The organism is Pseudomonas sp. D2002 (genome assembly GCF_013385735.1).
In the GTDB taxonomy this organism is placed as follows: domain Bacteria; phylum Pseudomonadota; class Gammaproteobacteria; order Pseudomonadales; family Pseudomonadaceae; genus Aquipseudomonas.
Genome location: NZ_JACAPL010000004.1, coordinates 337,649 through 360,292, shown reverse-complemented (window position 1 = coordinate 360,292; position 22,644 = coordinate 337,649). Strand labels below are relative to the sequence as shown.

The window sequence follows — 22,644 nt, the reverse complement described above, 5'->3', positions numbered from 1 at the left end:
TGTACTGCTGTACCGGTGATTTCCTACCGAAACTTCCCACAACCATCTACGAATTTGCCTATTTCGCCCTGTTTCAGTGCAGACAGGTACAGTTGCCCCATTTCCGTACAGTACAGCCGCTATAAACAGTTAACTGGCCCCTCACAATACAAGTGAACTGTATCTAGAGAGTCTTGCGTCGGAGGAGGATCATTGGCATCAGTTAAACCACTACCTAATCCCGCCACAAGCGGAAGGATGTCATCATGGAACGTACACTCAGTTCCGATCTGTTCTTTGAAGAAAAAGCTGTAAACACCCAGGCTTCTCTGCCTTTGCGCGTTCTCGCCAACCTGATGTTGTGGCAGCGCCGCATCTCCAGCCGCCACCAACTGGCTCGTCTGGATTCGCGTCTGCTGGCTGACGCCGGTATCAGCGAAGCTCAACGCTACGAAGAGCTGAGCAAGCCGTTCTGGCGCTAATTGGCGCCCGCTGGCCCTGACCCGTCGGGTCCACAGCCAGCACCCTGATTTGTCAAAGCAAAGCCCGCCCCGGGAAACCGGAGGCGGGCTTTGTTGTTTCCGGCATTTGGTCTTTTCCAAGGGTAAACAGAAGCGGTTCGCAGCGACCAGTACAGTTAATAAAATACAACAGTTAAGCGGTACAATTTAGCTTTGGTGTATCTGTATCGGTAGAGGCGAGACGCCCAACATGGAGCTCCACACCCATGGAAGGCCCTTGCCATGAACACGCAAACCTCGTCTGCTAAACGACTGATCCTTCGCACTGCCCACGCATTAGCCAGATGGGCGCGCCAAACCCACGAGCGGCACCAACTGGCTCAACTCGACCCGCGTGAATTGTCCGATGCCGGCATCAGCCAAGGCGACCGAATGGCCGAGCTGTCCAAACCGTTCTGGCGTGATTAGACCGCCAGGAGACTTCCGAACGGACAAACGGCAGCTTAAGATCCAGTCATCACGTGGCGAACCTTGTAGAACCGACGTCTGATGCTCAATCGCAACAATGTCGGTTTCACAGTGGCCGCTTTGCGCCGCTTTATTCGTTCATCTACAGGAGTGATTCCATGTCCCGTCTTCGCCTGCTGAGTGCCGCCGCCCTGTTGGCAGTGGCCGCCAATGCCCACGCGAGCAGCCTCATCGTCACCACCGACTCAATCGTCGGCGCGCTGAAAGCCACCTCCGATGCCACTTCGGATGCCACGTCCTCGCTGCGTGACAACAAAGTCGTGCGGGCAGCTCGTGACGATGCCGCCAGCTTTGTCGCCAGTGAAGGCGCTATCCGCGGGGTGAAGCTGGAAAGCGCCTTGGCTCAGATCCGTCAACAAGCACCGCAACTGAACACCGCCACTGACGCACAGTTGGCCCAAGCGATTCTGGCCATCTGATAAGTAGCTAGCCGTAGAGAGCGCCAGCCGCTACCAAATATGTCAGCGCTGGCTCTCGCCCGGGCATTGCGCTAGCCTTGGCGCTCGCTTTCAGTTGTCGAGTCCCATGGCTTTTTCATACCGCCTGTTAATTGTTCCCGTGTTGTTTTCCGCTTGCTGGTCGCCAATGGCTTCGGCCTTTGATGTGACCACGCAGAGCACTGTGATAAGCGCGTATGCCACCAGCAAGGTGACCTCTGCGCCCTTTGACAGAAAGTTGGTAGTGGCTGCCCAGGATGACGCTGCCGCTTTTATCGCCACTGACGGCCAATTGCGGGGCGCCAGGCTGGAATCCGCGCTGGATTATCTGCGCCGCACCCAGCCAAAACTTCATGCAAGCGACCTTGAACTGGCGCAAGCAATTCTCGTCCAATAATCATCTGTGTTTTCTATCTTTGTTTTGGAGTTACTCCATGCGTAGCCCGCTGATCGCCGCCGCTCTCGGCCTGCTGTTGTTGGCCGATGTCGCCCACGCGCAAACGTTGAAGGCCACCAGTAACATCATCGTTCGCGCCTCGGCCCGCACCATTGATTTCACCTCGGACACCACCACATCCATCCGCGATTCCAAAGTCGTGCGCGAAGCCCACGATGACGCCGCCAGCTTCGTCGCCACCCATGGCGAAATCCGCGGTGCGCAGTTGGAAGCAGCGTTCAATACGCTGCGAACCCGCGTGCCGGAAGCCCGCGATGCCAGTGACCAGACCCTCGCCGAAGCTATTCTCGCTCTGTGAGGCGCCTGGTCGCCTGGCTATTGGCCGGGACTGTGCTGCTCTGTGCAGGCGCAGCCCAGGCCAGCCTGCAACTGCGGCTCAAGACCGATGGCTTGAGCCCGGCCCAACAGCAGGCCAGCCAGGCATTGCTTGATGAAGCGATGCGCGCCTTGCCGCCGCGCTTTATCGAGCAGCTGGACCGGCGCATTGATGTCGGCTGGACCGACAAAATGCCTGAAAACGCCTATGGTCAGGCCTCCTTGGTGTCCGAACTGGACCTCAACCAAAACCTGCTCGACAGCCTGACCGACGGCAGCGCCGCCACCCAGAAAACCAACCGCCCCCACGGCACCGTGCGCCGCGAAATGCTCGCCACCGTGCTGCATGAACTGACTCACATTTATGACCGTGCGCGCCTGTGGTCCAAAGAAGATCGCACACTGATCCAGCGGTGCAGCCGTCAGAACAACATCACCGGCCTGATCGGCCTGCCCGACCAATGCCGTGGCCAGAATGACCGCCGCTTTACCTTAAGTGACGACCCGCGCCTGCTGGACCTTGCCGGCTGGCCGCAATACGTCGGCCGTCGCGGCGAACGTGAACAGCACAACCATCAGGTCGCCCGCAGCCCGGACATCTACGAAACCACCAGCCCGCTGGAATTCGTGGCGGTCAACATGGAATACTTTCTCCTCGACCCGAGCTACGCCTGCCGCCGCCCCGCGCTGTTCCGCTATTACAAGGAGCACTTCGGCTGGGCGCCGCCCGAGCAAGACACCTGCGCCAAAACCTACGCCTTCCTGAATGCCGGCAACGATTTCGCCAAGACGCCGCTGGGCCAGGTCGACCCTGAGCGGGTGTATGAAATCGACTACTTGCTGGCCGAAGCCAACCAGAACCTGGTCAGCCGCTGGGGTCACAGCATGTTGCGCCTGGTGATCTGTGCACCCGGCCGCCCGCGCGGGCCGGATTGTCGGCTGGATTTGGACCAACACCTGGTGCTGTCCTACCGCGCCTTCGTCAGTGACGTGCAGTTGTCGAGCTGGGATGGACTGGTCGGCAAATACCCGTCGCGGCTGTTTGTATTACCACTGGCCCAGGTGATCGACGAATACACCAAGACCGAACTGCGCGGGCTGGCGTCCGTTCCGCTGAAGCTGACGCGCCAGGAAATAGAAGACACCGTCGAGCATGCCGCCGAAATGCACTGGAGCTACGACGGCAACTACTTTTTCATTTCCAACAACTGCGCGGTCGAGAGCCTGAAGCTACTACGCAGTGGCAGCGCCAACCCGCAACTGACCGGCCTGGACAACATCACCCCCAACGGCTTGCTGGAAGTGCTCAGCGCCCGCGGCCTGGCCGACACCAGCGTACTCAACGACAAACGTGAAGCATTGCGCCTGGGTTATCACTTCGACTCGTTCCGCGAGCGTTACCAGGCGATGTTCGACGTGCTGCGCAAACACTTGCCGATCAAACAGACCCAAGTCGAAGACTGGCTGTCCCTCAGCGCAGAAGAACGCCGCCAATGGTTCAGCCAGGCCGACCTGCGCACCAGCGCCGCACTGTTGCTGCTGGAACAGGCGAGCTATCGCAGACAGCTGATGCTGGCACAGGACGAAGTCAAGCAACGCTACCTCGGTGCCCGCGAGCTGAAAAACGGCGGCATGGAAAAAGCCAATAAAACGCTGCAACAGATCCTCGCCAACAGCGGCTTCCTCAGCCGCCCGGCGGAACTGCTCGGCAGTGGCGGCTACGGCCTGCCGCAACCCTCGGAGTCCAAACGCCTGGAATCGGAAAGCGCCGAACGCCAGAAGCAGCTGCAATCCTTGACCGGCGATCTGGATAAAGAGGTGAGGGTGCTGCTGGAGCCTTCTCGCGCCGCCGAGATTGCCGCCTGCGAAGCCAACCTCAAGCAGGTCGGCGAGCATCTGAGAGCGCTGCATAAAGCCGCGGGCGGCTTGGAAATTCCCTGATTCGCCACACGCACGCTGACCTATCCTACAAAAAAAGAGGAAAAACCTCTCATCATCCGGTTACGCAGCGAAAGCTGGCTGAAAGCTTCCCCGTCTAGGATCGCCCCACTGCCGGCAACAGACCGGCTGTTAACAACAACAATGGTGATTCCTGATGTCCGCCCGTCCTTGCCTCTTCGCCCCAACTCCACCCGTACGCTACGTGCCTTTCGTACTGCGCTGACCCCAACCCGGTTCGCCATTCCCTAGCCGCGCCACGCCTGGAGTATTCCTATGCTGACTTTCCTTGGCTTTGCCATGGTCATCACGTTCATGTTCCTGATCATGACCAAGCGCCTGTCTGCGCTGATCGCCCTGATCATCGTGCCTATCCTGTTCGCGCTGTTCGGCGGTTTCGCACCGAAGATCGGCCCGATGATGCTCGAGGGCATCACCAAGCTCGCGCCGACCGGCGTGATGCTGATGTTCGCTATCCTCTATTTTGCCTTGATGATCGACTCCGGCCTGTTTGACCCGGCTGTGCGCAAGATCCTCAAGATGGTCAAGGGCGACCCGCTGAAAGTGTCGGTGGGCACCGCGGTACTGGCCCTGGTTGTGTCCCTCGACGGTGACGGAGCCACCACCTACATGATCTGCGTCGCCGCCATGCTGCCGCTGTACAAGCGCATTGGTATGAGCCCACGGATCATGGCCGGCCTGATCATCCTCGCCGGTGGTGTGATGAACATGACCCCGTGGGGCGGCCCGACCGCCCGCGCCGCCAGTGCATTGCATGTGGATCCCTCGGACATTTTCGTACCGATGATCCCGGCCATGGCCGTCGGCGTGGTGGCGATCCTGGTGATCGCCTACATGTACGGCAAACGTGAACGTGCGCGCCTCGGTGAACTGCACCTGCAAGGTGATGAAATCGACCACAGCGAGATCAGCGTGTCGCAATTCCCGGACGCCCGCCGTCCAAAGCTGATCTGGTTCAACGGCGCGCTGACTTTCGCCCTGATGTGCACCCTGATCGCCGGCCTGTTGCCGCTGCCGGTGCTGTTCATGGTGGCGTTCAGTATCGCGATGATCGTCAACTACCCATGCCTGCAAATGCAGAAAGACCGCGTCGCCGCCCACGCCGGCAGCGTACTGGCGGTGACTGGCCTGATTTTCGCTGCGGGCATTTTCACCGGCATCCTCTCGGGCACCGGCATGGTCGATGCCATGTCCAAGAGCCTGCTGGCGGTTATCCCGGATGCGCTCGGCCCTTACCTGGCTGTGATCACCGCGCTGGTGAGCATGCCGTTTACCTTCTTCATGTCCAACGATGCGTTCTACTACGGCGTACTGCCCGTACTTGCCGAGGCGGCCAGCCACTACGGCATCACCGCCGTGGAAATGGCGCGTGCGTCCATCGTCGGCCAGCCCGTACACTTGCTCAGCCCGCTGGTGCCCTCCACCTACCTGCTGGTCGCCCTGGCCGGTATCGAATTTGGCGATCACCAACGTTTTACCCTCAAGTGGGCAGTGCTGGTGTGCCTGTGCATAATGTTCGCCGCTTTGCTGATGGGGATTTTTCCGCTGTTCAGCACTCTATAATCGTATCCACCCAACCGCGCGGCGCTGCAGCTTGCGCGGTTTAACATTTGCTCAAAGGAATACACATGGAATGGCTGACCAATCCGGAAATCTGGATTGCCTTCTTCACCCTGACGGCCCTCGAGATCGTCCTGGGCATCGATAACATCATCATGATTTCGATCCTGGTCAGCCGCATGCCCAAGCATATGCAGGCGCGCACCCGGATCTTCGGCCTGGCCCTGGCCATGGTCACGCGAATCCTGTTGCTGCTGTCGATCACCTGGGTCATGCAACTGACCGCCGACCTGTTTGTGGTCTTCGGCCAAGGCATTTCCGGTCGCGACCTGATCCTGTTCTTCGGTGGCCTGTTCCTGCTGTGGAAAAGCTCCCAGGAGATGTACCACGCGCTGGAAGGTGAAGACGAAACCCACGACGAGCCCGGCGGCAAGGGTGGCAAATTCATCTACACCATCATCCAGATCGCGATCATCGACATCGTGTTCTCCCTGGACTCGGTGATCACCGCGGTCGGTATGGTCTCCCACGTACCGGTCATGGTGGCGGCGATTGTGGTTGCGGTACTGGTGATGATGCTGGCTGCCGGCACCATCAGCGAATTCATCGACAAGCACCCGTCGCTGAAAATGCTCGCGCTGTCGTTCCTGCTGGTGGTGGGTACGGTGCTGATCGCTGAATCCTTCGACGTGCACGTGCCAAAAGGCTACGTCTACTTCGCCATGGCGTTCTCGCTGGCAGTGGAAGCGGTCAACATCAAGATGCGCACCGCCATCGCGAAAAAGAAGAAACAGCAGGATCCTGTGAAACTGCGCAAGGACATTCCGGGTCAATAACCTTGACCCGCTGCTGACAAGGGGCTTTCGAGCCCCTTGATCGTTCCCGCGCTTCGCGTGGGAATGTCGACTACGGACGCTCCGCGTCCGCCCTCTATGCGACGCAGAGCGTCACGGGGTTCATTTCCACGCAGAGCGTGGGAACGATCTTCATGATTTCATGACAGTTTTATTTCAAACCCGACTTTAGCTATGCGATGCTGGCGTGCAGCCCGATCGCCAACTACAGCTTAAGTACAAGACGTAGAGCGGCACGCGGCAATTCTTATTTGCTCTTCTTTGAGCTAACCCACACGGGGGGCCGAGCATGCTGACCTTGCTCAATCTGCTTTCCGCCGTGACCCTGCTTATCTGGGGCACGCACATCGTCCGTACCGGCATCTTGCGGGTCTACGGTTCCAACTTGCGCCAAGTCATCGGGCAGAACATGTCCAAGCGCTGGCTGGCATTTGTCGCCGGTATCCTGGTGACGGCCATGGTGCAGAGCAGTAACGCCACGGCGATGCTGGTTACCTCGTTTGTCGGCCAGGGCCTGATGGGGCTGATGCCCGCCCTGGCGACCATGCTCGGTGCCGACGTCGGTACGGCGTTGATGGCGCGGGTGCTGACGTTTGACTTGTCCTGGCTGTCGCCACTGCTGATCTTCCTCGGCGTCATCTTCTTCCTGTCGCGCAAACAGACGCGGGCAGGGCAGATGGGCCGCGTCGGCATCGGCCTGGGCCTGATCATTCTGGCATTGCAACTGATCGTCGAAGCCGCCGGGCCGATTACCCATGCCCAAGGCGTGAAAGTGCTGTTCGCCTCGCTGACCGGCGACATCTTGCTGGATGCCTTGGTCGGCGCACTCTTCGCCATGATTTCCTATTCCAGCCTGGCCGCCGTGCTGCTCACCGCAACCCTGGCCGGCGCGGGTGTGATCGGCCTGCACGTAGCCATCGGCCTAGTGATCGGCGCCAATATCGGCAGTGGCGTGCTGGCCTTCCTCAGCACCAGCATGCAGAACGCAGCAGGTCGGCAAGTGGCGCTGGGCAGCTTGCTGTACAAGCTGATTGGCTTGCTGCTGATCATTCCGGTGCTCGACCCTCTGGTCGGCTGGATGGACGGTTTGGACTACAGCGCCCAAGGCATGGTGATTACCTTCCACCTGCTCTACAACGTCAGCCGCTGCCTGATCCTGCTGCCGACCATCGGCCCGATGGCACGCCTGTGCGCCTGGTTGCTGCCGGAACAGGCCGAGACCAATGGCAAAGCCAAACCTCGCCACCTCGACCTCGCCGCCCTCGCCACTCCAAGCCTGGCCTTGGCCAATGCCGCCCGCGAAACCCTGCGCCTGGGTGACCTGATCGACAACATGCTCACCGCCATGCTCGAAGTGCTGCGCGGCAAGCAAACCGCTATCACCCAGGAAATGCGCAGCCTCAGTGATGACGTCGAAGCCCTGTACAGCGCGATCAAACTTTACCTGGCGCAAATGCCGCGCGAAGACCTCAGTGAACAGGACAGCCGCCGCTGGGCCGAGATCATCGAGTTGTCGATCAACCTGAAACTGGCCGGCGACCTGATCGAGCGCATGCTGCGCAAGGTCCAGCAGCAGAAAACCTCGCAGCGCCGCCAGTTCTCTGAAGTCGGCCTGGAAGAGCTGGCCGGCCTGCATACCCAACTGATTGCCAATCTGCGTCTGGGCCTGTCGGTGTTCCTCAGTGCCGACCCGGAAAGCGCCCGCCAGTTGCTGCGCGAGAAGCGTCGCTTCCGCGCCCAGGAGCGCCGTCTGGCCCACGCCCACGTCAGCCGCCTGCAGCGCAAGATCGTGCAGAGCCTGGAAACCAGCTCCCTGCACCTGGAGCTGATTGCCGACATGAAACGCCTCAACTCGCTGTTCTGCAGCAGCGCCTATGTGGTGTTGGAAACCTCCGACACCGGCGCACTCTCAGCCGAAGATATTGCCGACATCACCCATTCACCCTGAACGTACGACGGCGAGTGAAGTCAGTTAACAATGGACCTCACTCGCCAGGAAGCTGTTATGCGTCGCCTGTTATTCGCCTGCCTGCTTATGGGCTCTGCACACGCCTTTGCCTTTGACCGCCTGCAAGTCGAGGGCTACACCCTGCCCAACGGCCTGCAACTGCTGCTCAAACCCGGCACCGAGCGCGGGCATGTGGCCATCCGCCTGGTGGTAGGCGTCGGCCTGGACGACTTCCCTTGCGAAGAGAAAGAACTGCCGCACTTGCTCGAACACTTGCTGTTCAGTGGCATCGACGGCGGCGGTGAAGGCGACCTCGAAGACCGCATGCAAGCCTTGGGCGGCGAGTGGAACGCCTACACCAGCAACGCCGACACCACCTTTGTGATCGAAGCGCCCGCACAAAATCAGCGCAAGGTGCTCGACCTGCTGCTGGCGATCATCACCCGCACCGAGCTGACCGACGCCAACATCCAAGCCGCCAAACAGGTGGTCGAACGCGAAGACGGCGGCCATTACTCGCACCTGCAACGCCTGCTCGACCGTCAGGACCTGGGCCACACCGCCAGCAACCAGTTGGCCGTGGAACTGGGGCTCAAGTGCGCCGAACGCGCCGAGGCCGACCACCTGACCCGCGAGCAGTTGGAGACGCTGCGCAAAAACTGGTACGCGCCCAACAACATGACCCTGATCATCGTTGGCGACCTCGACAAGCTGCTGCCGGCTTACCTGGAACGCACCTATGGCCAACTCGACCCGGTCGAGCCGAGCGAGCATCTGCCGCTGCCGGAAATCCAGCACGCCGCCGCCAGCCATCGCGACCTGATTCACGGCTGGGTCGGTGACAGCGCCAAGCTGCACTGGCTGTTCCCCGAGCCGGTGCTGGACGACCAGCATGATGAAACCTACGACCTGCTCAAGGACTACCTCGACTGGGCGCTCTATCGCCAACTGCGCCTCAAGCACGGTTTGTCCTACGGCCCGTGGAGCGAGCGCGAAGTGCTCGGCGGCGTCGGTTTCCTGAGCCTGAATGCCGACCTTGAGCGAGACAACCTGCCCGAAGCCGAACAGGTATTGCAGGACCTCAAGGCGCAACTGCTCAAGGACGGCCTCGACGCGGCCACCTTCGCCCGCCTGCAACAAGCCGCCATCGCGCGCCAAGCCTGGGCCGTGCAAGGTAACAGCGCGCTGGCCGATTATTACTGGAGTGCCGCCGGCGATTACGCCGATGGCCATTTCAGCGACCCGGTCAAACGCATCAAGGCCGTTAGCCTGAAACAGGCCAACCAGGCCATGCGCCAGGTGTTCGACCAGCCGGGCTATTGGCGCATTGAAAAACCACTGCTGAGCTACGACAGCCTGACCTGGCTCGGCGCCGGCCTACTCGGGCTGATCGCCATTGTGTTTGGCGGCCTGCGGCTTTATCGCAAACGGATCGCGCAATGACACACCGAACACAGGGCTAAGACGTTATTCTGTCTCGGCTTTTTCCTACACACACTGTGAACCGCCCATGACAAACCTGCCGCCTCTCATCCAGCGCATTCTCGTACTGATCAAGCGCTACCCTGGGGTGATCGCGCTCGGCGGTTTTATTTCGGGTGTGTGCAGCTTCATCCTGGTGGACCGCCAGCAAGGCATGGCCAGCTGGATCGCGGTGATCATGCTGGTGAGCTGGCTGTGGCTGATGCTGGAAAACAGCTTTACCCGGCTATTCACCAAAGTCTTCAACCGCGAAATCCCAGAGCCGCTGCTGCGCTACGCCACCCAGATGATCCACCAGGAAAGTCTGTTCTTTGTGTTGCCGTTCTTTTTTGTCACCACCGCCTGGAACAGCGGCCAATCGGTGTTCACCGGTTTACTCGGCGCGGCGGCGCTGGTGTCGATCACCGACCCGCTGTACTACAAGTGGCTGGCGCCGAAACGTTCGCTGTTCCTGGCGCTGCACACACTGACCTTGTTCGCCGCGCTGCTCACTGCGCTGCCAATCATCCTGCACCTGACTACCGCCGAGAGTTACAAGTTGGCCCTCGGCGTGGCCATGGTGCTGTCGATCCCGAGCCTGGCCGTGAGCCTGCCGCTGCGCAGCATCAAGGGCTGGGCGATGCTGCTGGGGGTGACCGCCGCGATTGGCTGCGCCGGCTGGTTCCTGCGCAGTTGGGTGCCGCCCGCCACGTTGTGGATGACCGAAGTGGCGATCAGCACCCAGCTGCAAGACCGCACGCCGGGCGACGACCTCAAGGAAGTCACTGCCGCCCAACTGCGCAGCGGCGGGCTGTACGCCTACACCGCGATCAACGCGCCGCGCGGGCTGGATGAACGGATTTACCACGTGTGGAAATTCAACGGCAAAGAAGTCGACCGCATCGCCCTGGATATCCACGGCGGGCGCAAGGAAGGCTACCGCGCCTGGACCCACAAGCAGAACTTCCCGGCCGATGCGGTCGGCCGCTGGCAAGTACGCGTGCTGACGGAAGACGGCCAGGTCATCGGTGTGCTGCGCTTCAAAGTCACTGACACAGCACAAACGGACACGCCAAAGTAAGCCGTATCGTGCTATTACGTAGGAATTCTGGATAGCCAAACAAGCTCGGAGCTTATGACCACCCGTACTACGGCCGGCGCTGCCCACCTCGATACCTCTTCCGTTCCCCCATTACTGAGGATTACGGGAGACTGGACGCTTGCCCACTACGCAAACCTGAAAAAGCTGTCGGACACGCTCGACGGCCAATACGACGCCGGCGCACGCATCGACCTCAACGGCCTCGGCGCCCTGGACACGGCCGGTGCTTCGCTGCTGGTTGAGCTGTTGGGCCCGGAACGCATCGAGCAATCCGCCGAGCAGACCGATTGCAGCCTGTCCGCCGCCGACCGCGCGCTGCTCAAGACCGTCTACCGCTCCCTGAATGACTTTTGTGTGCCGGACAAAGCGCCGGAAGAAGCCGCGGGCATTCAGGTGCTCGCGCGTATCGGCCGCGCGGTGGACACAGTTTGGCAGGACAGCAAGAAGCTGCTCGGTTTTATTGGCCTGATCCTCGAAACCTTCGCCCGTGGCATTTTCCGCCCCAAGCGCTGGCGCCTCACGCCGATGGTCGCGCATATCGAACAAACCGGCCTCGACGCTGCGCCCATCGTGGCGCTGCTGACCTTCCTGGTCGGCGCCGTGGTAGCGTTTCTCGGTGCCACGGTGCTCAAGAGTTTCGGCGCGACCATTTTTACCGTGGACCTGGTGGCGTTCTCTTTCCTACGTGAATTTGGCGTATTGCTCACCGCGATCCTGATCGCCGGCCGCACCGCCAGTGCCTTCACCGCACAAATCGGCTCGATGAAGGCCAACGAAGAAATCGACGCCATCCGCACCCTGGGCCTGGACCCGATGGAGCTGCTGGTGCTGCCACGCGTGATGGCGCTGCTGGTGTCGCTGCCGATGCTGACCTTCCTGGCGATGCTCTCGGGCATTGTCGGCGGCGGCGTGGTTTGCGCCGTGGCGCTGGATATTTCGCCGGCGATGTTTCTCTCGCTGCTGCAATCGGACATCGGCGTGCAACATTTCCTGGTGGGCATGGTGAAAGCCCCGATCTTCGCCTTCCTGATTGCCGCGATCGGCTGCCTTGAAGGCTTCAAGGTCAGCGGCAGCGCCGAGTCGGTCGGCGCCCACACCACCTCCAGCGTGGTGCAATCGATCTTTGTGGTGATCGTGCTGGATGCGGTCGCGGCGTTGTTCTTTATGGAGATGGGCTGGTGAGTCGTCTACACCGTGCGCCCACTGAGGCGGTGATCGAAGTGCGCGGGCTGTGCAACCGCTTTGGCAGCCAGAGCGTGCACGAGAACCTCGACCTGGATTTGTATAAAGGCGAGATCCTGGCGGTGGTCGGCGGCTCCGGCAGCGGCAAATCGGTGCTGTTGCGCAGCATCGTTGGCCTGCGCCGGCCCCGCGAAGGCGAAGTACGGGTATTCGGCAAAAACCTGCCGAACCTCTCGGAGCATGAACGCTCGCTGGTGGAACGTCGCTTTGGTGTGCTGTTCCAGAAGGGCGCGCTGTTTTCCTCGCTGACCGTCACCGAAAACGTTGCCCTGCCATTGATCGAACACGCCGGCCTTAGCCGCCGCGATGCCGAGCACCTGGCGGCGGTCAAACTCGCGCTGGCCGGGCTGCCCCTGTCGGCGGCGGATAAATACCCGGCGTCGCTGTCCGGCGGCATGATCAAGCGCGCCGCCCTGGCGCGGGCATTGGCGCTGGACCCGGACATTCTGTTTCTCGACGAACCCACCGCCGGCCTCGACCCGATTGGCGCGGCGCAATTTGACCAACTGATCCTGACCTTGCGCGATGCGCTGGGCCTGAGCGTGTTCCTGGTCACCCACGACCTCGACACGCTCTACACCATCACCGACCGCGTGGCGGTGCTGGCGCAGAAGAAAGTGCTGGTGGCCGATGCCATTGATGTCGTCTCGGAAACGGACGACGCCTGGATTCACGAATATTTCCACGGCCCCCGCGGCCGCGCGGCATTGGATGCCGCTCAATCGCTCAACGAGGTATGACATGGAAACCCGAGCCCATCATGTGATGATCGGTCTGTTCAGCGTGATCGTGGTAGTCGGCGCGATGCTGTTTGGGCTATGGCTGGCCAAGTCCAGCATCGACAGCGCCTTCCAGGATTATGAAGTGGTGTTCAACGAGGCGGTCAGCGGCCTGTCCCAAGGCAGCTCGGTGCAGTACAGCGGGATCAAGGTGGGCGACGTGATCAGCCTGCGCCTGGACCCCAATGACCCGCGCCGGGTACTCGCACGCATCCGGCTGGCGGGGCAAACGCCGATCAAGGAAGACACCCAGGCCAAGCTGGCACTGACCGGCATCACCGGCACCTCGATCATCCAGCTCAGCGGCGGCACACCGAAAAGCCCCGAGCTCAAGGGCAAGGACGGCAACCTGCCGGAAATCATCGCCTCGCCATCGCCCATCGCGCGCTTGCTGAATAACAGCAACGACTTGATGACCAGCATTAACCTGCTGCTGCATAACGCCAACCATATGTTCTCCCGCGAGAACGTCGAACGCCTGAGCAATACCCTGGACAACCTGCAACAAACCACCGGCGCCATCGCCGACCAACGCGGCGATATCAAGGTGGTGATGCAACAGTTGATGCAAGTGAGCAAACAGGCCAGCGCGGCGCTGGAGCAAACCACCGTGCTGATGCGCAACGCCAATGGCTTGCTCAACGACCAAGGCAAGCAGGCCTTCGGCAGTGCTGAGCAGGCGATGAAATCACTGGAGCAAAGCACCGCGACCATCAACACCTTGCTGACCAACAACAAGGACTCGGTGAGCAGCGGCATGCAAGGCCTCAACGAACTGGCGCCGGCCGTGCGCGAACTGCGCGAAACCCTGGGTTCGCTGCGCGCCATCTCCCGCCGCCTGGAAGCCAACCCCAGCGGTTACCTGCTGGGCAGCGACAAGAACAAGGAGTTCACGCCATGAAGCGTGCTTACCAACTGATTGCCCCTGTGGCGCTGGCGCTGATCAGCGCGTGCTCGATCCTGCCCAAACCCGACCCGTCGGACGTGTACCGCCTGGCTTCGGCGCAAACGACCACCCAAGGCACACCGGTAAGCTGGTCGTTGCGCGTAAGCAAACCGCAGAGCAGCGAATTCCTCGACAGCCCACGCATTGCCGTGGTGCCCAATGGCGACCTGATCAGCAGCTATGCGAACGCGCGCTGGAGCGACCCGACGCCGGTGTTGCTGCGCAATCGGTTTATGGACGGCTTCCAACGCGATGGGCGAGTGACGTTGCTGAGCACCGACGAGACCAACTTGCAGGCCGACTATGAGCTGGGCGGGCAGTTGCAGGCGTTTCAGAGCGAGTACCACGGCAGTGCCGTTGAAGTCGTGGTCCGATTGGATGCGCGACTGGTGCGTGGGAGTGATCAGCGGATTATCGCCAGCCGGCGGTTTGAGGTCCGGCAGCCCGTTGGTGACACCAAGGTGCCGGCGGTGGTAGCTGCGTTTGGGCAGGCGGGGGATCAGTTGAACAGGCAGGTGGTGGATTGGGTAGTGACGCAGGGCAATGCTGCTTCGAAACACTGAGGGCCTCTTCGCGAGCAAGCCCGCTCCCACATTCGAACGCATTTCGTCAGAATAAACGCGGTCAAATGTGGGAGCGGGCTTGCTCGCGAAAGCGGTGTCAGCCTTAACCAAAGAACCAGTAGCAAACAGCAATCGCCGCCACGACACCAGCAAACTCCGCCAGCAACGCACACCCCACCGCATGCCTGGCCCGCTGGATCCCCACCGACCCAAAGTACACCGCCAACACATAAAAGGTGGTTTCCGTACTGCCCTGAATCGTCGCCGCCACCAACGCCGGGAAGCTGTCCACGCCCTTGGTTTGCATGGTCTCGATCAGCAACGCCCGCGCGGCACTGCCGGAGAACGGCTTGACCATCGCCGTCGGCAGCGCGTCGACAAACCGCGTGTCCATGCCGGTCCAGGCCACCACGTGGCGAATGCCTTCGAGGCCGAAGTCCAGCGCCCCGGAAGCACGCAACACACCCACCGCGCAGAGCATCGCCACCAGATACGGCAGCAGGTTCCTGGCAACGTCGAAGCCCTCTTTGGCGCCCTCGACAAAGGCCTCGTAGACCTTGACCTTGCGCAGCGCGCCGATCACCAGAAACAGCATGATCAAGCCGAACAGCGTCAGGTTGCCGAGGATCGAAGACAGGCCGGCCAACGCCGTGGCGGACAAGGTGGCCAACAAGGCCATGAAACCACCCAGCACCAGCGCGCCGGGAACCAGGTAGGCCAACACCACCGGGTCCCACAGGCGCAGGCGCTGCATCACCGCTACCGAAAGCAAACCCACCAGGGTCGAGGCGCTGGTGGCCAACAGGATCGGCAGGAATACCAGCGTCGGGTCGGCGGCACCTTGCTGGGCGCGGTACATGAAGATCGTCACCGGCAGCAGCGTCAGCGACGACGCGTTGAGCACCAGGAACAGAATCTGCGCGTTACTTGCGGTGTTGGGGGTCGGGTTGAGTTCCTGCAGCGCCTTCATGGCTTTCAGGCCGATGGGCGTGGCGGCGTTGTCCAGGCCCAGGCCGTTGGCGGCGAAGTTGAGGGTGATCAGGCCGATGGCCGGGTGGCCGGCCGGCACTTCGGGCATCAGGCGGCGAAATAGCGGGCCGAGGGCCTTGGCCAGCCAGTCGACGATCCCGGCTTTTTCGGCGATGCGCAAAAAGCCCAGCCATAAGGTCAGGGTGCCGAACAGCAGCACCATCACTTCCACCGACAGTTTGGCCATGGCGAAAATGCTTTCCACCATCGCCGCAAAAATCCCGGCATTACCGCCAACCAGCCATTGCGCCAGTGCTGACACCATTGCCACGACAAAGAAGCCAAGCCACAGGCCATTGAGCATCAGTTGAATCCCCCGAAAGATGGGGCGAATGATAGCGGGGCTGGCAGAAACGACAAACCCCGGATTTTTCCGGGGTTTGTGTAGGCACTCAGCAACGATCAGCCGCGGCTGGTTTCGCCGGTCGGCAGCGCTTGCTTGCTGCGCCAGTGCGGCAGGGAGTTCCAGTAACGCTCGCCCTTGGCGTCGTCGTACATGCCTTCCCAACGGGAGATGACCAGTACGGCCAGGGCGTTGCCGATTACGTTCAAGGCGGTACGCGCCATGTCCATGATGCGGTCGACACCGGCGATGAACGCCAGGCCTTCCAGCGGGATGCCCACGCTGCCCAAGGTGGCCAGCAGCACCACGAAGGACACGCCCGGTACGCCGGCGATGCCTTTGGAGGTGACCATCAGGGTCAGCACCAGCATCAGTTGCTGGCCAATCGACAAGTCGATGCCGTACAGCTGCGCGATAAAGATGGCAGCGATGCTTTGGTACAAGGTCGAACCGTCGAGGTTGAACGAGTAACCGGTTGGCACCACGAAGCTGCAGATGGCCTTCGGCGCGCCGTAGGCTTCCATCTTCTCGATCACACGTGGCAGCACGGTTTCGGAACTGGCGGTGGAGTAGGCCAGTACCAGCTCGTCCTTGAAGATGCGCATCAGCTTGAGGATCGAGAAGCCGAACAGGCGCGCGATCAAGCCCAATACCGCAAAGGCGAAGAACAGAATCGCCACGTAAACCAGGATCACCAGCTTGGCCAGCGGCAACAAGGAGGCGAAGCCGAAGTTGGCGACCGTCACCGCGATCAGGGCAAATACGCCGATGGGGGCGTACTTCATGATCATGTGGGTGACTTTGAACATGCTCTCGGACACGCCCTGGAACATGGTCACCAGTGGCTCGCGCAGTTCAGGCTTGAGGCTCGACAAGCCCAGGCCGAACAGCACCGAGAAGAAGATGATCGGCAGCATTTCGCCACGGGCGACGGCAGCGAAGATGTTCGACGGGATCAGGTTGAGGATGGTTTCGATGAACGCATGCTCATGCTGCACTTCGGCGGCAGTGGCGGTGTACTTGGAGATGTCGACAGTACCCAGGGTACTCATGTCGATGCCGGCGCCCGGGTGGAACAGGTTGGCGAGCAACAGGCCGACCACGATGGCGATGGTGGTGACCACTTCGAAGTAAAGGATGGTTTTGACGCCGATTCGACCGAGCTTCTTCGCGTCACCTACACCGGCGATGCCGACGATCAGCGAGGAAATCACAATCGGGATCACGATCATCTTGATCAGGCGGATAAAGATATCGCCCGCTGGCTGCAACACATTGCCGATCCACCAGGCCTTTTCAGCACTGAAATGGTTGAGCACTGCACCGATTGCGATCCCCAGCACCAAACCGATGAGGATCTGCCAGGCGAGGCTTAGCTTTGCCTTCTTCATGTCATTACCCTTACTTCAAGTGGACTTAAGGCAAATGCGCCATCTGGAACGCTCGGAAGCGAAAAAGTGTGTGCATCTGCCTCCGTAGAAGGTCACCGCAGCGTGGCCGAAATGGCTTACTGGCAGGCGAAAAAAGGCGCAACTATTCCCATGCAAGAGTGCGACGTCTAATGCCGTAAACGCCTACCCTATGCCGAATCGGCATGGCTTTTTTTGAAAATAACTGTCCGAACGGTCAGTTCAAATATGCCATTCAGGCAGGTAAATATGCCGTGAACCGGCCAATACCGGCTCGCTCAGAGATATTGGACGACTGTGGGTCACTGCCAAAAATGCCTGGGATTTGATGAGCTTGGCGTCGGAAAAGTCCTATGGCGCGCGCAAAATTTTCTAGATAGAAGGTCGCTTCGACATACCCAGTAATGGTTAGCAGGAGGCGGAAAAGAAAATAGCGACTAAGGGCGACATACGAGACCAGTGATGAGAGCGACAAGCCCGTCGCAAGTTCAGCAAGCTTGAGGACTTGTGAACTTGCGTCGCAGCTTTTCACCTGACCCGGCCCTTGCGCAGGCACTCCCTGTACCCGTAGGTCACGCCGATCCTGATTGATCAGAGCAACCCGGCCCCCTGGTCATGCACCGCCCTTGGCGAGCGGTGCAGACAGAAAGAAGCGAGGGCTTCTTTCTATGGACGCCGGCTCCGTTGACGACAGAAGCGTCAGACGGAACCTAGTACCAATTCGGATCTTTCTTAAGCTGCTCCATCAGCAGCTTTTTCATGCCTTCGTCCGGCTTACCGATAAAGCGGTAATCGGCGTGCCGCGTCGGGGATTTGTCTGCCGGCAAACCGGCGGGGACTTCCACCAACATGGCGTAGGCATCTTCCTTGTCGTAGCTGAAGGCAACGATCAGACGCTTGTTCAGGCACGTATCAGCCGTTTCGCACAGCGGACCGACCAAATACTTGTCGCCATCTTCTTCTACGGCATTCATTTGTTCGGCCGTACCGGACAGGTTCATCACCCATTCCGGCAGGCGCTCTTCTTTCTTCACCACGCTTTGCCAGGTTTCGCGGTACTGCTTGTCCGCACTGAGCAATTCGTTGGCCCGTGATTGACCGTCGTTGGCGGCCATCACCAGGCCGCTACCGCCCAAGAGCAGGGCGGCAGCAATGGCTTTGAGAGACAGACTGGTCATATTCAGCCTCGGCCGCGACGACCAAAGAAGAACGAAGCGATGAACATCACCAGGAAGACCACAAACAGAATTTTTGCGATACCCGTGGCGGTGCCCGCGATACCACCGAAGCCCAGGACTGCAGCCACAATGGCGATGATCAGAAATGTGATTGCCCAACTCAACATGGTGATTCTCCTTACGCTTTTATAGGGGGTAACAGCGGTAGTGCCGTGCAGCCGCTCAACACAAGCGACCTTTTTGTTGCCTAGAACACCCAGCGTTCTTGAGCAGGCAATTGGTCCAGGGTCGAATCCTGGTCAGCCACTCTCAGTTGCGGGGCGGTTACATCGGCAGTCGCACTGCCAACGGAACGGAAATGGGATTGGGTCATCACTGGACGTTCGAATTGCGGGGCTTGCTGCTGACTCTGCTGCCAATGCTGCATCTGCTGGCCGGCAATCAACGTGACCATCAAGGCCAGGCTGGCGAACAGACCTTGCTGCAAGCGCAGTGGCGATACACGCAATTGGCTGAGGCTTTGGCGAGTCATGCTGCATTTCTCCCGCATTCTGATTATTCGGTCATGACGCTGTTGAGAGGGTTATTGCAGAGTGCATGCCAGGTTTTTTACAAAATAAAACTTAATAAAATCAACATGTTATGAATGATGCTCAAGCATAGAGCCCAGCATCCTGCACGATGCCCCTATCCAGGCCGTGCGAAATGCACGATGGTCAATGGTCGGATCAAGGGATCGAAACCGAATAACGCGTTGCCGAAAAGGCAAGAAGGCATGAAAACGCCATCAATCGGCGCGTTTGTAGGGAGATGTGCAGATACCTGCGCGAAGATGCCTTTTATCAATCAGAATAAACCATGCAACTTGCCCGATTATTCCGGGACTAATCACCATCATTCATAGTTAAGGAGCGTGGGACAGATGGAATCAGCCAAGGAACTTCAAGGCCGCATTCTTTTAGTGGATGACGAATCCGCGATCCTTCGCACCTTCCGTTACTGCCTGGAAGATGAAGGCTACACCGTAGCCACCGCCAACAGCGCCGCCCAGGCGGATGCCCTGATGCAACGCCAGGTATTCGACCTGTGCTTCCTGGACCTGCGTCTGGGTGAAGACAATGGCTTGGACGTGCTGGCTCAGATGCGTATCCAGGCGCCCTGGATGCGTGTGGTGATTGTCACCGCGCATTCCGCCGTGGACACCGCCGTGGACGCGATCCAGGCCGGCGCCGCCGACTACCTGGTCAAGCCTTGCAGCCCTGATCAACTGCGTTTGGCCACCGCCAAGCAGTTGGAAGTACGTCAACTCTCGGCGCGTCTGGAAGCGCTGGAAGGCGAAGTACGCCAACCCAAAGACGGCCTCGACTCCCACAGCCCGGCCATGATGGTGGTGCTGGAAACCGCGCGCCAAGTTGCGGGCACCGACGCCAACATCTTGATTCTTGGCGAGTCGGGTACGGGTAAAGGCGAACTGGCTCGTGCCATTCACGGCTGGAGCAAGCGCTCGAAGAAATCCTGCGTGACCATCAATTGCCCGTCGCTGACGGCGGAGCTGATGGAAAGTGAATTGTTCGGCCACAGTCGCGGCGCCTTTACCGGTGCCAGCGAAAGCACGTTGGGCCGCGTCAACCAGGCGGACGGTGGCACGCTGTTTCTCGACGAGATCGGCGATTTTCCCCTCACGCTGCAACCAAAATTGCTGCGTTTCATCCAGGACAAGGAATATGAGCGCGTGGGCGACCCAGTCACCCGCCGTGCCGATGTGCGCATCCTGGCCGCGACCAACCTGAACCTGGAAGACATGGTGCGCGATGGCCGTTTCCGCGAGGATTTGCTCTATCGCCTCAACGTAATCACGTTGCACCTGCCGCCATTGCGTGAACGCAGTGAGGACATCCTGACACTGGCCGACCGCTTCCTCGCGCGCTTCGTGAAGGAATATGCCCGGCCGGCTCGCGGGTTCAGCGACGACGCGCGTGAGGCGCTGCTCAACTACCGCTGGCCAGGGAATATCCGTGAGCTGCGAAACGTTGTTGAGAGAGCCAGCATCATTTGCCCGCAGGAAAAGGTTGAAATCAGCCACCTCGGGATGGCCGAGCAGCCGACCAACAATGCGCCGCGTATCGGCGCGGCGTTGAGCCTGGATGAGTTGGAAAAAGCCCATATCGGCGCGGTGCTCGCCACCAGCGACACCCTGGACCAGGCGGCCCGCACTCTCGGCATTGACGCGTCGACCCTGTACCGCAAACGTAAACAGTACAACCTGTGAGCTGTACCCTATGAAGCTAGCGATGAAACTGCGCACTCGTCTGTTCCTGAGTATCTCAGCGCTGATCACCGTCGCCCTGCTGGGACTGGTCCTGGGACTGGTCAGTGTTATGCAAATGGCCAAGAGCCAGGAGTCGCTGATCCGCAGCAACTTCATCACCCTGGACCTGGGTCTCAAGCTGCGCCAGACCTTGGGGGACCAGTTGATCCTGATGCTCGAGGAACAACCGGACCCCGTGGCGCTGCAGACCTCAAAACAGCAGTACTTCGCGCTGCTGGATCAAGGTATCGCCCACGAACAACAAGACGGCAAAACCAGTGGGTTCAGCCAGGCACGCCTGGATTATCTAAGTTTCCTCCAGGCGTTTGACGAGGCCCAGCAAAGCTCCCTGGCGAACAATAAAAACCAGAAACTCACCGAAACCTTCAACGCATTGCGCAGCGGCTTGATCGCAGAGCACAAGCGCGCCCTGGAAAACATCAACGCCAGCGAACACAAGTCCCGCAACCGGGCGCTACTGATTGCCGGTCTTCTGGGGCTGGTTGGGCTGGCGGTTTTGATCATCGGCTTCGTCACCGCTCACGGCATTGCCCGCCGTTTCGGTGGGCCGATCGAAGCCTTGGCCAAAGCCGCCGACAAGATCGGGCAGGGCGATTTCGAGGTGACGCTGCCGATCTCGTCGGCAGCGGAAATGAACCAGCTGACCCGACGCTTCGGCATCATGGCCGAGGCCTTGCGCCAACATCAGGCAACCAATGTCGATGAGTTGCTGGCCGGCCAGCAGCGCTTGCAAGCGGTGCTCGACAGCATCGACGATGGTTTGTTGATGATCGACCGCCAAGGGCGCCTGGAACACCTTAACCCTGTGGCGCAGCGTCAGCTCGGCTGGGACGAGGCTCGTTTGGGCCAGGGCCTGGGCGAGGCATTGGGCCGCCCCGAAATGGATGAACAGCTGCAACTGGTACTGCGCGGCGGCAACCTGGAACGGGCACCGGAAGACCTGGAAGTGGAAGTCGAGGGCGAACTGCGCCTGCTGACTTATAGCCTGACACCGGTCAGCCATACACAGGGGCACATTCTCGGCGCCGTGATGGTGCTGCATGACGTCACTGAGCAGCGCGCCTTTGAGCGAGTACGCAGTGAATTCGTATTGCGCGCCTCTCACGAACTGCGCACGCCGGTGACCGGCATGCACATGGCCTTCGGACTGTTTCGCGAGCGAGCGAAGTTTCCCGCCGACTCCCGCGAAGCGGACCTGCTGGACACCGTCAATGAAGAAATGCAGCGCTTGATGCAGCTGATCAACGACTTGCTCAACTTTTCGCGCTACCAGAATGGGCTTCAGAAACTCACGTTGGGGCCGTGCGACGTCACCGATTTGCTGGAACACGCACGCGCACGCTTCGCAGAGCCGGCAAATGCGCAAAATATCGAATTACTGGTGGAAGCCCAGGCTGACTTGCCCAGATTGTACGCCGACCAAGCGCAGCTGGAGCGCGTGCTCGACAACCTGTTAGGCAACGCGTTACGCCATACCGCTGATGGCGGGCAGATTCGCCTGCAGGCGCGCCGCCATGGCGAGCGGGTGATTATCAGCGTCGAGGATAACGGCGAAGGCATCGCCTATGGCCAGCAGGGTCGGATCTTCGAACCCTTCGTGCAGGTGGGCCGCAAGAAAGGCGGCGCCGGCCTCGGGCTGGCGCTGTGCAAAGAGATTGTGCAGCTGCACGGCGGCCGCATGGGCGTGTATTCGCGGCCGGGGCAGGGGACGCAGTTCTACATGGCGCTGCCGCTGTAATCTGGCAACTTGGGTTGCCTGCCAAGT

22 protein-coding genes are annotated in these 22,644 nt (G+C 60.2%); 17 read left to right on the top strand and 5 right to left on the bottom strand.

Annotation, left to right across the window (positions count from 1 at the left end; genetic code table 11):
* Positions 1 to 245: 245 nt before the first annotated feature.
* The 15 genes from HX783_RS10490 to HX783_RS10420 all read left to right on the top strand — a co-directional run bounded on the left by HX783_RS10490 (position 246) and on the right by HX783_RS10420 (position 14,591).
* A complete protein-coding gene (locus tag HX783_RS10490) occupies positions 246 to 461 on the top strand; it encodes a DUF1127 domain-containing protein (RefSeq protein ID WP_003214752.1) in 216 nt (71 codons plus the stop codon).
* Between the two features lie 261 nt (positions 462 to 722).
* Positions 723 to 908: a DUF1127 domain-containing protein gene (locus HX783_RS10485; protein ID WP_159953540.1), complete on the top strand. Its 186-nt coding sequence runs from the start codon at positions 723 to 725 to the stop codon at positions 906 to 908.
* Positions 909 to 1,066: 158 nt separating this feature from the next.
* On the top strand, positions 1,067 to 1,387 hold the full coding sequence (locus tag HX783_RS10480) for a DUF2388 domain-containing protein (protein WP_159953539.1): 321 nt from the start codon (positions 1,067 to 1,069) through the stop codon (positions 1,385 to 1,387).
* Positions 1,388 to 1,493: 106 nt separating this feature from the next.
* Positions 1,494 to 1,802, top strand: coding sequence for a DUF2388 domain-containing protein (locus HX783_RS10475; RefSeq protein ID WP_177016833.1), 309 nt, complete (start codon positions 1,494 to 1,496; stop codon positions 1,800 to 1,802).
* 37 nt (positions 1,803 to 1,839) lie between these two features.
* A complete protein-coding gene (locus HX783_RS10470) occupies positions 1,840 to 2,160 on the top strand; it encodes a DUF2388 domain-containing protein (RefSeq protein ID WP_159953537.1) in 321 nt (106 codons plus the stop codon).
* Positions 2,157 to 4,118 carry a DUF4105 domain-containing protein gene (locus tag HX783_RS10465; RefSeq protein WP_159953536.1) on the top strand — a complete coding sequence of 654 codons (1,962 nt, stop codon included), beginning with the start codon at positions 2,157 to 2,159 and terminating at the stop codon, positions 4,116 to 4,118. The genes HX783_RS10470 and HX783_RS10465 overlap by 4 nt, the downstream gene beginning before the upstream one ends.
* Before the next feature lie 273 nt (positions 4,119 to 4,391).
* Positions 4,392 to 5,699 carry a CitMHS family transporter gene (locus tag HX783_RS10460; protein ID WP_159953535.1) on the top strand — a complete coding sequence of 436 codons (1,308 nt, stop codon included), beginning with the start codon at positions 4,392 to 4,394 and terminating at the stop codon, positions 5,697 to 5,699.
* A gap of 65 nt (positions 5,700 to 5,764) precedes the next feature.
* Positions 5,765 to 6,532, top strand: coding sequence for a TerC family protein (locus HX783_RS10455; protein ID WP_017139071.1), 768 nt, complete (start codon positions 5,765 to 5,767; stop codon positions 6,530 to 6,532).
* Positions 6,533 to 6,839: 307 nt separating this feature from the next.
* Positions 6,840 to 8,498, top strand: a complete 1,659-nt coding sequence (locus HX783_RS10450) for a Na/Pi cotransporter family protein (protein ID WP_159953534.1) — start codon at positions 6,840 to 6,842, stop codon at positions 8,496 to 8,498.
* Positions 8,499 to 8,555: 57 nt separating this feature from the next.
* The gene (locus HX783_RS10445) at positions 8,556 to 9,941 is read left to right on the top strand and encodes a pitrilysin family protein (RefSeq protein WP_177016832.1); all 1,386 of its coding nucleotides are present in this window, start codon (positions 8,556 to 8,558) and stop codon (positions 9,939 to 9,941) included.
* Between the two features lie 67 nt (positions 9,942 to 10,008).
* A complete protein-coding gene (locus HX783_RS10440; protein WP_177016831.1) occupies positions 10,009 to 11,040 on the top strand; it encodes a DUF5924 family protein in 1,032 nt (343 codons plus the stop codon).
* 54 nt (positions 11,041 to 11,094) lie between these two features.
* Entirely contained in the window at positions 11,095 to 12,243 is a 1,149-nt protein-coding gene (locus HX783_RS10435; RefSeq protein ID WP_159953531.1) for an ABC transporter permease, read from the top strand.
* Entirely contained in the window at positions 12,240 to 13,043 is an 804-nt protein-coding gene (locus HX783_RS10430; protein WP_177016830.1) for an ABC transporter ATP-binding protein, read from the top strand. The genes HX783_RS10435 and HX783_RS10430 overlap by 4 nt, the downstream gene beginning before the upstream one ends.
* A 1-nt stretch (position 13,044) precedes the next feature.
* The gene (locus tag HX783_RS10425) at positions 13,045 to 13,983 is read left to right on the top strand and encodes an MlaD family protein (protein ID WP_177016829.1); all 939 of its coding nucleotides are present in this window, start codon (positions 13,045 to 13,047) and stop codon (positions 13,981 to 13,983) included.
* A complete protein-coding gene (locus HX783_RS10420) occupies positions 13,980 to 14,591 on the top strand; it encodes an ABC-type transport auxiliary lipoprotein family protein (RefSeq protein ID WP_177016828.1) in 612 nt (203 codons plus the stop codon). The genes HX783_RS10425 and HX783_RS10420 overlap by 4 nt, the downstream gene beginning before the upstream one ends.
* Positions 14,592 to 14,694: 103 nt before the next feature.
* Here the strand turns inward: HX783_RS10420 and HX783_RS10415 are convergent, their stop codons facing one another.
* From HX783_RS10415 to HX783_RS10395, 5 genes are all read right to left on the bottom strand, one after another.
* Positions 14,695 to 15,924: a nucleoside recognition domain-containing protein gene (locus HX783_RS10415; protein ID WP_177016827.1), complete on the bottom strand. Its 1,230-nt coding sequence runs from the start codon at positions 15,922 to 15,924 to the stop codon at positions 14,695 to 14,697.
* A gap of 98 nt (positions 15,925 to 16,022) precedes the next feature.
* Positions 16,023 to 17,354 (bottom strand): glutamate/aspartate:proton symporter GltP, encoded by a 1,332-nt coding sequence (gene gltP, locus HX783_RS10410; protein ID WP_159953526.1) that lies wholly within the window; start codon positions 17,352 to 17,354, stop codon positions 16,023 to 16,025.
* Between the two features lie 728 nt (positions 17,355 to 18,082).
* Positions 18,083 to 18,550 (bottom strand): inhibitor of vertebrate lysozyme family protein, encoded by a 468-nt coding sequence (locus tag HX783_RS10405; protein ID WP_159953525.1) that lies wholly within the window; start codon positions 18,548 to 18,550, stop codon positions 18,083 to 18,085.
* 2 nt (positions 18,551 to 18,552) lie between these two features.
* A complete protein-coding gene (locus tag HX783_RS10400; RefSeq protein WP_003170804.1) occupies positions 18,553 to 18,717 on the bottom strand; it encodes a DUF1328 domain-containing protein in 165 nt (54 codons plus the stop codon).
* An 80-nt stretch (positions 18,718 to 18,797) separates the two neighbouring features.
* Positions 18,798 to 19,082: a hypothetical protein gene (locus HX783_RS10395; protein ID WP_159953524.1), complete on the bottom strand. Its 285-nt coding sequence runs from the start codon at positions 19,080 to 19,082 to the stop codon at positions 18,798 to 18,800.
* A 390-nt stretch (positions 19,083 to 19,472) separates the two neighbouring features.
* Between HX783_RS10395 and algB the strand changes: the two genes are divergently transcribed.
* The gene (gene algB / locus HX783_RS10390; RefSeq protein WP_094949662.1) at positions 19,473 to 20,819 is read left to right on the top strand and encodes a sigma-54-dependent response regulator transcription factor AlgB; all 1,347 of its coding nucleotides are present in this window, start codon (positions 19,473 to 19,475) and stop codon (positions 20,817 to 20,819) included.
* A gap of 10 nt (positions 20,820 to 20,829) precedes the next feature.
* Positions 20,830 to 22,617: an ATP-binding protein gene (locus HX783_RS10385; RefSeq protein ID WP_177016826.1), complete on the top strand. Its 1,788-nt coding sequence runs from the start codon at positions 20,830 to 20,832 to the stop codon at positions 22,615 to 22,617.
* Positions 22,618 to 22,644: the final 27 nt, after the last annotated feature.